Source organism: Mycobacterium sp. E1715, from assembly GCF_001667625.1.
Taxonomy (GTDB): Bacteria; Actinomycetota; Actinomycetes; order Mycobacteriales; family Mycobacteriaceae; genus Mycobacterium.
The window spans coordinates 1-11,289 of the sequence record NZ_LZJJ01000371.1; the positions used below are offsets into that span (position 1 = coordinate 1).

General features: G+C 68.2%; 13 protein-coding genes and 1 pseudogene. 4 read left to right on the plus strand and 10 right to left on the minus strand.

Annotation, left to right across the window (positions count from 1 at the left end; translation table 11 throughout):
• Window positions 1–384 (plus strand): cytochrome P450 (locus A9X03_RS18320; RefSeq protein ID WP_231975416.1); only part of this gene is annotated, 384 nt, incomplete at its 5' end.
• Here the strand turns inward: A9X03_RS18320 and A9X03_RS18325 are convergent.
• Window positions 381–713 carry a hypothetical protein gene (locus A9X03_RS18325; protein WP_068262278.1) on the minus strand — a complete coding sequence of 111 codons (333 nt, stop codon included), beginning with the start codon at window positions 711–713 and terminating at the stop codon, window positions 381–383. The two genes, A9X03_RS18320 and A9X03_RS18325, sit on opposite strands and share 4 nt — an antisense overlap.
• A gap of 73 nt (window positions 714–786) precedes the next feature.
• On the opposite strand from A9X03_RS18325, the gene A9X03_RS18330 reads away from it, so the two are divergent.
• The 3 genes from A9X03_RS18330 to A9X03_RS18340 all read left to right on the plus strand — a co-directional run bounded on the left by A9X03_RS18330 (window position 787) and on the right by A9X03_RS18340 (window position 2,841).
• Window positions 787–1,230 (plus strand): nuclear transport factor 2 family protein, encoded by a 444-nt coding sequence (locus A9X03_RS18330; RefSeq protein ID WP_068262280.1) that lies wholly within the window; start codon window positions 787–789, stop codon window positions 1,228–1,230.
• A 363-nt stretch (window positions 1,231–1,593) separates the two neighbouring features.
• On the plus strand, window positions 1,594–1,818 hold the full coding sequence (locus A9X03_RS18335) for a hypothetical protein (RefSeq protein ID WP_156746598.1): 225 nt from the start codon (window positions 1,594–1,596) through the stop codon (window positions 1,816–1,818).
• A 33-nt stretch (window positions 1,819–1,851) separates the two neighbouring features.
• A complete protein-coding gene (locus A9X03_RS18340; RefSeq protein ID WP_067778409.1) occupies window positions 1,852–2,841 on the plus strand; it encodes a DMT family transporter in 990 nt (329 codons plus the stop codon).
• A gap of 93 nt (window positions 2,842–2,934) precedes the next feature.
• Here A9X03_RS18340 and A9X03_RS30685 read toward each other — a convergent pair whose 3' ends face one another.
• From A9X03_RS30685 to bfr, 9 genes and pseudogenes are all read right to left on the minus strand, one after another.
• Window positions 2,935–3,183 carry a DUF3761 domain-containing protein gene (locus A9X03_RS30685; RefSeq protein WP_082950430.1) on the minus strand — a complete coding sequence of 83 codons (249 nt, stop codon included), beginning with the start codon at window positions 3,181–3,183 and terminating at the stop codon, window positions 2,935–2,937.
• Between the two features lie 104 nt (window positions 3,184–3,287).
• Window positions 3,288–3,722: an SRPBCC family protein gene (locus A9X03_RS18345; protein WP_067750030.1), complete on the minus strand. Its 435-nt coding sequence runs from the start codon at window positions 3,720–3,722 to the stop codon at window positions 3,288–3,290.
• Window positions 3,722–4,555 (minus strand): lysophospholipid acyltransferase family protein, encoded by an 834-nt coding sequence (locus A9X03_RS18350; RefSeq protein ID WP_068077271.1) that lies wholly within the window; start codon window positions 4,553–4,555, stop codon window positions 3,722–3,724. Before A9X03_RS18350 ends, A9X03_RS18345 begins: the two co-directional genes overlap by 1 nt.
• 31 nt (window positions 4,556–4,586) lie before the next feature.
• Window positions 4,587–5,696 (minus strand): amidohydrolase family protein, encoded by a 1,110-nt coding sequence (locus A9X03_RS18355; RefSeq protein ID WP_068262284.1) that lies wholly within the window; start codon window positions 5,694–5,696, stop codon window positions 4,587–4,589.
• A 9-nt stretch (window positions 5,697–5,705) separates the two neighbouring features.
• Window positions 5,706–7,058, minus strand: a complete 1,353-nt coding sequence (locus tag A9X03_RS18360; RefSeq protein WP_068262289.1) for a glutamine synthetase family protein — start codon at window positions 7,056–7,058, stop codon at window positions 5,706–5,708.
• Window positions 7,059–7,100: 42 nt separating this feature from the next.
• Window positions 7,101–7,991, minus strand: a complete 891-nt coding sequence (locus A9X03_RS18365; RefSeq protein ID WP_067750024.1) for a TIGR03854 family LLM class F420-dependent oxidoreductase — start codon at window positions 7,989–7,991, stop codon at window positions 7,101–7,103.
• Between the two features lie 100 nt (window positions 7,992–8,091).
• Window positions 8,092–8,586 carry a carboxymuconolactone decarboxylase family protein gene (locus A9X03_RS29335; RefSeq protein ID WP_067750023.1) on the minus strand — a complete coding sequence of 165 codons (495 nt, stop codon included), beginning with the start codon at window positions 8,584–8,586 and terminating at the stop codon, window positions 8,092–8,094.
• A gap of 29 nt (window positions 8,587–8,615) precedes the next feature.
• Window positions 8,616–10,707: pseudogene (locus A9X03_RS30890) on the minus strand (MDR family MFS transporter).
• A gap of 83 nt (window positions 10,708–10,790) precedes the next feature.
• Window positions 10,791–11,270, minus strand: coding sequence for a bacterioferritin (gene bfr / locus A9X03_RS18390; RefSeq protein WP_055405255.1), 480 nt, complete (start codon window positions 11,268–11,270; stop codon window positions 10,791–10,793).
• Window positions 11,271–11,289: the final 19 nt, after the last annotated feature.

Consider the following 11,289-nt stretch of genomic DNA (forward strand, 5'->3'; position numbering starts at 1 on the left):
GCTGAAGCCGGCCAGCCCTCGCTGCACACTGCGGTACTGCTGCCACGTCAGCCCGATGTCGAGACTCGGCGCGGCGACCTGGTGCTCGTCTATCTCGCCGCCGCCAACCGCGACCCGTCCGTCTTCGCGGATCCGCACCGCTTCGACATCGAACGATCCAACGCCGGAAGGCATCTCGCGTTCTCCGGGGGCCGGCACTTCTGCCTGGGCGCCGCGCTGGCGCGCGCCGAAGGAGAAGTGGGGCTGCGCACGTTCTTCGACCGGTTCCCCGAGGCGCGCGGGGCGGGCGCGGGCAGCCGGCGCGACACGCGGGTACTGCGGGGCTGGTCGTCGCTGCCGGTGGCGCTGGGACCGGCGCTGTCGATGGCTCGCGTCGACGGCTAGGGATCCGCGCGCCAACGAAAAGTCAGGCGCGCCAAGATGACCGCCGCCGGCAGGGCGCCGGCACCGAAAATGGCCAATTGCCAGGCCCACCCGGTCGCCTTGCTCGCCAGCCCTTCGCTGTGGGTGACCGCGTCACCGGCCGGCGTTCTGGCCAGGCAGCCGCGGCTCTTCGCCCACCAGTCGTCGTGCACCAGCCGGTAACCGTTGCCGGCTACCCACTCCCGGCAATCCTGGCTGACGGCCCAGAACCCGTACGCGATCGCTCCGCAGCTCCCGGCCAGCAGCGCGCCGACGGCTACCGCGATCAGGAGCTTCGCTCGCCCGCTCACGGATTCATCCTCTACGAACGGTGTTGACACTCGTCCGGCAACCGAGTTTATTGGCGCTATGACAGACGTATCTATGATCTCGGTCGAGGATGTCGTACTCGGGCTATGGCAGGCGCTCTCGCGGCGGGACTGGGAGGCGGTCAAGACGTTCCTGTCCGATGACTGCCTCTACGTCGACATGCCGGTGCCCGCGTTGTCGGCGCGCGGACCCGAAGACATCGTCAAGCGGCTGAAGATGGGCCTCGAGCCGCTGGCCGCTTACGAGAATCACGACGGCGTGCTGGTGTCCAACGGTTCCGACGTGCTGTACGAGCACTCCGAGACGTGGACGTTCACCACGGGTGAGCAAGGCGTGCTGAGATTCGTGACCGTGCACAAGGTCGCCGACGGCAAGATCACCGTCTGGAAAGACTATTGGGACATGAACAGCCTGGTGGCCTTCGCTCCCCCGAACCACTTCGAGAACCTCGCGACGGCCGACACCAGCTGGGTCTTCGACGCGACAAGCTTGGTCTAGCCGACTCGTCCACTCTTTCTCTCCTGGTGTGAGCGCACAAGCGCTCCCCCTCAACTGACCAAGCGGAATGTTCCGGGCTGGGTAGCCAGACTGAGAAACGCTTCGGCGCGCCCAACCACGTTGTCGCCGTGGCAGGTTGGGCAACCCGCGTTCGAGTACTCGAGACGAGTGACTGCGGCGCCAAAGCAGTTATCTCGGGCGTGGTCCTCTGACGACTTCAGGGCTCGCGCGTCAACCGACGCTGGTTGCACTCGATCACGCGAATGCTTGCCAAATGGATAGGAAACCCTATCCCTAGGGGCAACCCAAATCTGGCTTCCCGGTCATTCCGCAAGCGGTGCTTCGTCGGTGACCATTTCCTTCATGACTCGAACGCAAGTCAACGAGGAGAGTGCCATGGCCGCCAGTGACATCCACCCGTCGCCTGCCGTCGACCAGCAGAAGCCTCTCCGGTCGGCGCTCTTCAAAAGCTTCCGGGCCGCCTTCATCGTGGCGGTGACTGGGGGCACCCTGGCGGGCACCGGATTGGTCCTGTGGCTGTTGAAAGCGCTCGCGACGAGCAGGTACGGCGTCTACTTCGGGGTCTAGCCCGAAGCGATCTCGGAACCTTGAGGAGGTCCCATGTTGAAGTCGGAGATCGCCGTCGTGCTCGCCCTGTGCGCCGCGCTGGCATCCGCGATCGGCGCGGTGAGCCGTCAACGGTCCGCGCACGAGGTCACCGACGGGCCAGTCGGCCACTGGGAGTTGTTCCGCATGTCGTTGCGCGACGCCCGGTGGTGGCTCGGCGGCGGTGGAGCCGTTGCCAACTACAGCCTGCAAGCCGCCGCGCTAGCTGTCGGGTCGGTGATGTTGGTGACGGCGCTACAGGTGACGGCGCTGCTATTTGCCCTGCCGGTCAATGCGCGGCTGACCCGTCAGCGGGTGACCCGCCGGCAGTGGATGTGGGCGATGGTGCTCGCCGTCGCTTTGGCGGTGGCCGTCACGGTTGGCGACCCGAAGGCCGGGCAGACGCAGGGGTCGCTGACAACCTGGACTGTGGTGGCCCTGGTGTTGGGTCCGCTACTGGTGCTCTGTGTCCTGGGTGCGCGCATTTGGCCCGGTCCCCGCGCGGCTGTACTGCTGGCGGTGGTGGCCGGTTCGTCGCTGGCCCTGTTCGCGGTGCTGACCAAAGCCGTCGTCGCGGCGGCCGGACACGGTTTCGGGGCGCTGCTGTGCGCGCCGGAATTCTATGTCTGGATACTGGCGGCGTTGGCAGGGATGATCTTTCAGCAGTCTTCGTTTCGCGCTGGTGCGCTGACCGCCTCGATGCCGTCGGTGACTGTGGCCAAACCAGCGGTGGCATCGGTTCTGGGCATCGTGGTGCTCGGCGAGACCCTCAACGCCGATGGCGTGGGCATGATCGTCCTGGCGGCGGCGGCGATAGCGGTGATTGTCGCGATAGTGGCTCTAGCCCGCGGCGAGGCCCATCCGGACGCGCTCAGTAACGTGCGAAACGCGGAGACCTCTGATCGGCCTACGGTGCCCGAGACGCTCACGCGGCCGCGCGTAGCGTCGGGTCCGCGGTGCCATCGACACCTATGCCCGGCCGGCTCGGCGATCTCGGTCGCCTAGCTAATTCCTCTGCACTGCAACGTGTTCGGCGATACCGGCCCGAACCGCCGGGATGGTCACCCCTCGTACGTCGACCATCCCGGCGCCGGACCGCTACAAGTACTGCTGTACTCCCCCGTGTCCGTGGCACGTGCCCCCCGAATGCGGATGCTGGCTGAACGACCAGCTGCCGTCCGCGCATTGCGCGGTGGCGCCAGGGGGCTGCGACGGGCCCTGCTGCGGATAGGGCACGCAGTCGCCGGAACTGGCGATATAACAACCGGGCGACGAGTTGGCCGGTGCTGCCATACCACCGGCGGCGGCCGCGATGGCCGCGGCGACAAGAGTTGCTCGGAGCAACATCCCCCCAAACCTTTCCCCTTCGATGCGTTTGGTGACGTTGCCCGATTCGTCGATCGGAGCGTATGCCGCGCGGCGATTGATTACATGCCAAATTGGAAAAATGGCTACGACTCGGCCAGCTTCCGCAGGCGTTTCAGCGTTTCGGCGAGATTGCGTCCCACCTGGCCGACGGCGATCCGGTCGGCGATGTAACCCACGATGCCCCCCGGCGCCTGATACGAGAGCCGGAACGTGACCTTCGTGCCGCCGTCGCCGCGGTCGCGCAGCCGGATCCGCCCGCGCAGCGTGACCCCGGTGATGCCCACCCAGGCCAGGTCCCGGCCCTCGTCGAATTCGACCACCTCGATGAGGCCGCCCACGGGTACGGAGCCGATCTTCCAGTGGACGGTGTAGCGGGCGCCGACGCCGGCCGGCTTGTCGTTGGACGACTCCCAGCGTTCCAGGCTCGTCATGAACGACGGGTAGCAATCCGGGTCGCTGACGATCTTCCAGACCGCGTCGCGGTCGGCGTTGATGACGCAGCGGCGTTCGACGCGCATCAGCCGATCACCGGGAATCGCCGTTCGGCCGCCAGTCGGTCGACCCCGCCCTGCAGGCTGGCCATCACCTTGTCGTGCACCGCCTGGTCGTCCCCGTCGACCTCGATCGGGTCCTGGACCTCGATCACGATCTTGGTGGGCAACGGGATGTGGCCCGCCAGGTCGCTGATGTTCAGGCCCCAGGGCAGTGCCAGCGATATCGGGACGCTCTTGAGGCGGAGCAGCTTGTCGGCCATCAGCAACTTGGCCAGCCACTGCCCGCGGTTGAGGAACAACGCGCTCTCCTGCCCGCCGACGCTGGCGACGGGCACGATCGGCACCCCGGCCTCACGGGCCAGCCGCACGTAGCCCATGCGGCCGCCGAAGTCGACCTTGTGGCGCTCCCATGAGGGCCGGAACACCTCGTAGTCGCCGCCGGGGTAGACCAGCAGGGCGGCACCGGAATCCAGTGCGAGACGGGCGTTCTCGGGGTTCGCGGCCACGGTGCCGAACTTGCGCAACCAGCCCAGCGGCGGAGCGGAGACGACGAGGTTGTGGGCCAACTGGTAGAAGGGCCGCTCGACGCCGAAGTAGGAGCAGAACGCCAGCGTGAAGACGAAGGTGTCGGGTGGCACGTTGCCGCCGCTATGGTTGCCCACCAACAGCACCGGCCCCTCGGCCGGGATGCGATCCAGGCCCCGCACGTCCGCCCGGAAGTAGAACGACGCCAGCAGCCAGGTCCCCGGCAGCTGATCGCGGATGTAGTCGGGGTCCCGCTGGTCGAGGTCGGCTTTGGGCACCCACGACACGACCTTGTCCCGGGCCCACTCCAAGACGCCCCTCGCGGTCGCCATAATCGCCCGTATACCCCGGTGTCACCGGGGGTCAAACGCGGTAAAGCCCGGCGGCGTTGCCGTGGGCGATCAGGTCGACCACCCGGATGGCGTCGGCCTCGCTCCAGTCGTCGTCGACGACGAAACCGCGCAACACCCGATGAATTGCCCTGCGCCACAGGGCCGCACCGAGGAAATGGAGCTCGGCGGGGCCGAACCCGTCCGACGAGTAGAGGACCTTGCCGAAGGGGGCCAGCTCCAGCAGCCGCGCGATGAAGGCCGGCGCCCGCGCCCCGAGCTGGTTCACGCTCAACCCGCCGTCGACATATACGTTGTTGAAGGCCTGCGCCAGGTACCCGGCCTCGCGCTCGTAGGGATAGCAATGCAACAGCACGATCGGGGTGTTCGCTGACTGCCGCAGGAAGTCGAGCAGCAGCAACGGGTTGGTCTTGTGCAGATCGCAGTCCCGGTCGCCGAGGCCGACATGGAATTGCAGGGGCTTGCCCAGCCGCAGCGCCTGATGCAGCCCGAACCGCAACAGCACCCGGTCCTGTACCCGGGTGCCGCCGCGGTCGCGCCACCGGTCGGCCGCCTCGGCCACCTGCGCGGGCTGCGGCTCGCTCAGGTCGCCGTCGAACCCGCCCCGGTAGGCCAGGATCGACTTGGTGCCGACGGCCGTCGCCGCGCGCCGGTGCAGGATGTCCTCGAAAGCTGACGCGTAGTCGCCGGGCGCCTGCGCGGCCTGCTCGGCGACCTGCTCGAGGCGGATCACCTCGTGCGCGCGGTTGCCGGACAACTCGGCCATGTCGGCGTGGCCGGCGGTGTCCGCGCCGATCCCGGTGTCCACCAGCCAATCGCTCACCCCGGCGGCCGGCAGGAACATGCGAGCCAGCTCCGCCTCGCCGAACTCGCCGCGACGCTCCCAATACGATTGCGGGTCAGCGTGTTTCGGGAGCCCGAGGACAGGGCCGCAGTGGGCACGCACGGCGAAGCCGAGTTGGGTGTCGAATCCCGAGCCCACGAGCGGTTCGGTGTTGGCCTCGTTGAGCGCGTTTTCGAAGCGATGGCGATCCCCGGCGGTCGTCCAGCAACCGTGGACGTGCTGGTCGATGAGGGTCACTACGTCGATGTGCTCGGCCAGCGCGTGCGGGTTGGAAGCCATGGAAGCCCGTCACAGGCTCCAGGCCATGCGGAACTTCTCCGCCAGTTGCTCGGGGTCCAGGTTGCCGTACCGCTCCTGCTCGAGCGTGCGGACGGCGACCACCATGTCGACCGCGTCATCGCCCAGGATGCCCCGTATCAGCTTCGAATCATCCAGTGCGGCAATCACTTCCGCCTGGTTACGGTCAAGGCTCACGATGCCGTCGCGCTCCCGCTCGGAAGCGGCGAGGTCCGCCGGGTCGATCGTGACCTCCGGGGGCAGCGGTGCTTGGCGTTCAATCCCGTCCAGCGCCAGCCCCAGGATCGCCGCCGACGCCAGGTACGGGTTCGCTGAGGGATCGACGATCTTCACTTCGACGTTTCCGCCGCGTGGATTGCCCGGCCCACCGGTGATGAATCGCACCGCGGCCTCGCGGTTTTCGGTTCCCCAACACGCGTACGCGCCGGCCCAGTTGCCGGGGTGCATGCGCAGGCCGGACACGATCGACCCGCACAGCAAGCCCTGCGCCTCCGGCAGCCCGCGGACCACCCCGGCCACCGCGTGCTCCCCGACGGCCGTCGTGCCCCGGGCGCCCGCGCCGTCCGAGAACAGCGGTCCGTCCGGCATTGTCAGCGAAAAGTGTTGGTGAGCACCGGAGCCCACACCGTTGGCGAAGGGCGCCGGCGACAGGCTGATGCGCAGCCCGTGACGGCGGGCCACCCGCCCGACGATGAGCCGCAGCAGCACCAGCTGGTCGGCGGCGGCCACCGGCGACTGCGGCGCCACCGACAGCTCGAATTGGTTGGCTCCGTATTCGGGGTGGAACTGCTCGATCGCGATGCCCGCCGCGCCGGCCGACCGGGTGACGTCGCGGACGAACGCCTCATGCTCCAGGACGCCCGCAAGACCGTACTGCGCCCACAGCGTCGACGGCAGGCGGTCACCGTCGGGCCCCACCAACAGGAATTCGACCTCGTGCCCGATCAGCGCCTCGACTCCGGCTTCGGCGAGCGCGGCTTCCACCCGGCTCAGCGTGCCGCGGGCGCAGGCGGGGACGGGTGTTCCGTCCTGGGAGAAGAATGCGGCGGGCGCCCACGCGAGGCCGTCGCCGACGATGCGCAGGGCGGACAGGTCGATGCGGAGTCGCTGGTCCCCGATCACGCCGACATCGGGGGTGAAGGCGATGCCGCTCTGATCGATCGCGAAAGCGTGCCACGAGGGGCTGGCCCCGAGGCCGGGATCGGCGAAGGTGTTGGTCCGCCGGATCGGGACGGTCTTGGCCAGGGTCAGCCCGGCGGGATTCACGACGGTCCCGATGACGGTGTCGACGCCCTCGGATTCCAGCTGGGCGATGGCCGCGGCGGCAAGCGGTGTGCCGGTCATGGCAGTCATTGTGCAGGGGGCGAGAGGCGGGGGCTCGCGAATTCAGTTCTGGCGGGCGGTCAGCTCCGTGACGAACCGGTCGAGGAACCCGTCCAGCGGCGCCCCGCCGGCGGGCCGGATGACGAATTTCGTCAGACCCGCGTCGATGTAAGCGTCCAGCTGCCGGTGCAGCCGATCCCATCCGACGGCGATCAAATCCGCGGGGTCGACGTCCGGGCGACGGCTGCGGGCCGCCGCGGCCAGCGTCGCGGGCAGCTCGCCGTCCACCCCGTCCACGATGGCCAGCGAGATCCCGAAGTGATCGGGCTCGATCTGCCTGCCCGCCTGCGCCGCGGCGTGTTGGATCGCCTCGCGGCCGGTCCGCGCCTCCGCCGGTGTCAGGAAACTGCCCAGCCAGCCGTCGGCAAGCGCGCCGATGCGCCGGTACGCCGCCGGCGCCGAGCCGCCGAGCCAGATGTCCAGCGGGGGCTGCGGTCTGGGCATGACGGCGGCCCCGCTGACGGTGAAGTACCGGCCGTCGTAGCTCGCCGAGTCCTCGGTCAGCGCCGAACGCAGCACCCTCAGCGACTCGTCGAACACCGCGGCGCGCTCGCCGTCGGGGACCACGAACACCTCCCGCTCGGCGGGAATCGCCGACCGCAGACCGAAGACGGGAAGGACCCGCTTCGGTGCGACGGCCGACAGCGACGCCAGCTGCTTGGCGACCAGCACCGGGTGCCGTCCGGGCAAGACGGCCACCGAGGTGCCGACCTTCAGCCGGGTCGTCCTGGCCAGTGCGTACGCCATCCCGACCACCGGGTCGACCGCCGGGGAGTACACCAGCTCGGAGAACCACAGGGAATCCACGCCGTTGGCCTCCAGGTGATCAACGATGGGGGCCAGCTGGTCCGGGGCGGTGTCCGAGCCCAACCCGACGCCGAAGCGAATCTTCACGGCTACGGCAACGCACCGGTGTCGCGGTTTGTGCCCGCGAGACATAAACCGTTGAGGCGTCTAGCGGCGTGTCCTCGCAGACGTTTATGTGTCGTGGTGGTCAGGCGCGGCTGGGGATCGTCAGCTTGCAGGCTTGGCCGATGTCGAGGGTCCGCAGGACGCGACCCATGCCGACCCACAGGGCGCACGAGAGCGCGAGATCGGCCAGCAATTCGTCGGAGAAGTGCTCGGAGCAACGGCTCCAGAAGTCCTCGTCGTCGCGCAGACCCGTGTGATCGCTGGCGAAGCGGTCCGCGAATTCGGCCGCCAGCCGTTCCTGCTCGCTATAGCCGGGCCAGGTGCGCCACTCCTGTGCGTGGTCGTACAGCTCCTCGTCGACGCCGGCGGCGGGCCCGTCCTCGTCGCGGGTGTTGACGCACACGACGCACTCGTTACGGTGCGCGATCACGGCGCGCGCCAATTCGCGGGTGCGCAGCGGCAACCGGTTCTTGGTGTAGACCGCGTTGCTGAAGCCGCCGAGGGCACCGCCGATGTCGGGGGACTTCACGAACCAGCCGGCCAGGTCGTCGTCAGCAAATGTTCCGATTCGGCTCATGGCGTGATGGTACGCCCGCACCGCCCGTTTCAGGGTGTGGTCGCCGGGATCTTCGTGGTGGGACGGTCGTCGCTCCAGTCCCGTTGCGCGAGAACGCGGCCCGCGACCCGGTTCAGCGCCGCCTCGACCACGCGACGATCCGGTCGCCCGTCGAATCCGGGTGACCGGGCGAGCTTGTCGACCAGCCAGGCCACGAGCAGGGAGTGCACGTAGTCCACCTGCTGGGCGCCCGCGGGTGTCAGCCACATCTGGTCGCCGTCGCCGCGGGCGTACCCCGTGGCGATCAGCCGCGAGAAAGTGGGCTCCAGAACCTCGAACGGTATCCGCAGGTAGTCGGCGATGTCGGTGAGCCGGGCCGTGCCATACATCTGTCCGTAGCGGTTGATGCGCAGGACGCCCCACAGTCCGGCCACGTCGAGCCGGCAGTCGGGTCGCATGGCGATGCTGCGCAATCGCATGCCGGGCACGCCGCGCAGCATGCGCTCGACCGCGCCCTCCAGCATCTGATCCGGGGTCTCGGTGCTGGGCATGCCGAACGCGTCGCCGAGATCGATTGTGCTGTCGTGCATTTCCCGCAGAGGCACCTGGCGCAGAAACAACGCCAGGACGAACCCCACCAGTGCGACCGGAACCGCCCATCCGAACACGTGGGTGAGCGACTCGGAGTAGGCGGCGACGATCGGAGCGGCCTCCTCTCGGGGCAGCCGGTGCAGCGCCTCCGGAGACGCGGCGGCCGCCGCCGGCGCGTGGCCGGCCGCCATAGCCGGGCCGATCCGGCTGTGCAGAAAGTTCGTGAACAGCGAACCGAAGATGGCCGCTCCGATCGTCGCCGCCTACTCCGAGTCGCTCACCCACGTGTTCGGATGGGCGGTTCCGGTCGCACTGGTGGGGTTCGTCCTGGCGTTGTTTCTGCGCCAGGTGCCTCTGCGGGAAATGCACGACAGCACAATCGATCCCGGCGCCGAGGATGACGAGGAATAGCGATTGAACCAACACCGATGTCGACGGGTCCATCCGCGACATCAGGAAGAACGCCACCGCCATGACGGCGGTGCCGGCGACGGGAAAGACTTTGTACCGGCCCGTGCGGCCGACGATGACGCCACTGCCCATCGAGGTGGTCAGCATCCCGATCACCATCGGCAGCGTGCGCAGGCCCGACGTCGTGGCCGAGACGCCGTCGACGAACTGCATGTACGTCGGCAGGAACGTCAGGGCGCCCAGCATCGCGAAGCCGACCACGAAGGACAGGACGCAGCACACCGTGAACACCGGGCTGCCGAACAACCGGGTCGGCAGGATCGGCGCGGCCGCGCGGCTTTCCACCCAGGCGAAGAGGCACAACGCGACCACCGAGCCGGCGAACAGGCCGATGATCGTCGGCGATCCCCACGGGTACGTGGTCCCGCCCCAGCTGGTGGCCAGCGTCAGCCCGGCGGCGCCGAGCCCGACCAAGAGGATGCCGGTGTAGTCGATGACCGGTTTGGTGCGCTCGGACAGCGGCGGGATGGCGGCGGCCGCCACGAAGAAGACCACGACCGAGATCGGCACGTTGATCCAGAACGCCCAGCGCCAGGTGAAGTGGTCGGTGAAGTAGCCGCCGAGCAAGGGACCGATCACGGTGGTGACGCCGAACACGGCGCCCATCGCACCCTGGTAGCGGCCGCGGTCCCGCAGCGGGATCACCTCGCCGATCAGCGCCATGGCGGTCACCATCAGCCCTCCGCCGCCGATGCCCTGCAGCGCCCGCGACGCGACCAGCATGCCCATCGAGCTCGAGAGCCCACACAGCACCGACCCGGCGACGAAGAACACGACGGCCGCCTGGAACACCCGCTTGCGGCCGAACAGGTCACCGAACTTGCCGACGAGGGCGGTGATGATGGTCGAGGCGAGCAGGTAGCTGGTGACAACCCACGATTGATGGCCTGCGCCACCAAGATTGGCGACGATAGTGGGCAACGCGGTCGCCACGATCGTCTGGTCCAGCGCGGCCATCAGCATGCCGAGCAGGATCGCCACGAAGATGAAATTGCGCCGCTGCGGGTCGACCGCGACGTCCGCGGGGCCGGAGTCCGAAGCGCGGCCGGCCGGAGCCGCCGCTGGTGTCGCCCTCGTCATGCCCGCCTTCCCACGGATTTCGATGGTAGTGAGTGCCCACGGTCAACCCGTGGCAACCAAAACCCGCGAAGGCGTGGGCTGTGCTAGCTCGGCGGCCGCGAAACGCACTGCGCGGAGTAGAGCTCCACGCCGAGCTTGTCCATCAGCTCCAGCTGGGTTTCGAGGTAGTCGATGTGCTTTTCCTCGTCCGCGACGATCTCTTCCAGCAGGTTGGCGCTCGTGGTGTCCTGCTTCTCGCGGCACATGATGATGCCGGGCTTGAGCCGGTCCATCACCTCGTATTCGATGGCCAGGTCGGCCTCGAACTGCTCGCGCAGCGTCTGACCGATGCGCAGCGAGAACAGCCGCTGGTAATTGGGCAACCCGTCGAGCAGCAGGATGCGGTCGGTGATCGCCTCGGCGTGCCGCATCTCGTCGAAGGACTCGGCCCGGGTGTGCTCGGCGAGCTCGGTGAAGCCCCAGTTGTCCTGCATCTTGGAGTGCAGGAAGTATTGGTTGATCGCGGTGAGCTCGCCGGTCAACTGCTCGTTGAGCAAGCGCAAAACATCCGGATCCCCTTGCATGATCACTCCCCTACGGTGA

Excerpts from the sequence above, each read along its gene's own strand:
- A9X03_RS18330 (WP_068262280.1), top strand. The coding sequence starts at position 787 with ATGATCTCGGTCGAGGATGTCGTACTCGGGCTATGGCAGGCGCTCTCG.
- A9X03_RS18335 (WP_156746598.1), top strand. The coding sequence starts at position 1,594 with ATGACTCGAACGCAAGTCAACGAGGAGAGTGCCATGGCCGCCAGTGAC.
- A9X03_RS18340 (WP_067778409.1), top strand. The coding sequence starts at position 1,852 with ATGTTGAAGTCGGAGATCGCCGTCGTGCTCGCCCTGTGCGCCGCGCTG.
- A9X03_RS30685 (WP_082950430.1), bottom strand. The coding sequence starts at position 3,183 with ATGTTGCTCCGAGCAACTCTTGTCGCCGCGGCCATCGCGGCCGCCGCC.
- A9X03_RS18345 (WP_067750030.1), bottom strand. The coding sequence starts at position 3,722 with ATGCGCGTCGAACGCCGCTGCGTCATCAACGCCGACCGCGACGCGGTC.
- A9X03_RS18350 (WP_068077271.1), bottom strand. The coding sequence starts at position 4,555 with ATGGCGACCGCGAGGGGCGTCTTGGAGTGGGCCCGGGACAAGGTCGTG.
- A9X03_RS18355 (WP_068262284.1), bottom strand. The coding sequence starts at position 5,696 with ATGGCTTCCAACCCGCACGCGCTGGCCGAGCACATCGACGTAGTGACC.
- A9X03_RS18360 (WP_068262289.1), bottom strand. The coding sequence starts at position 7,058 with ATGACCGGCACACCGCTTGCCGCCGCGGCCATCGCCCAGCTGGAATCC.
- A9X03_RS29335 (WP_067750023.1), bottom strand. The coding sequence starts at position 8,586 with ATGAGCCGAATCGGAACATTTGCTGACGACGACCTGGCCGGCTGGTTC.
- bfr (WP_055405255.1), bottom strand. The coding sequence starts at position 11,270 with ATGCAAGGGGATCCGGATGTTTTGCGCTTGCTCAACGAGCAGTTGACC.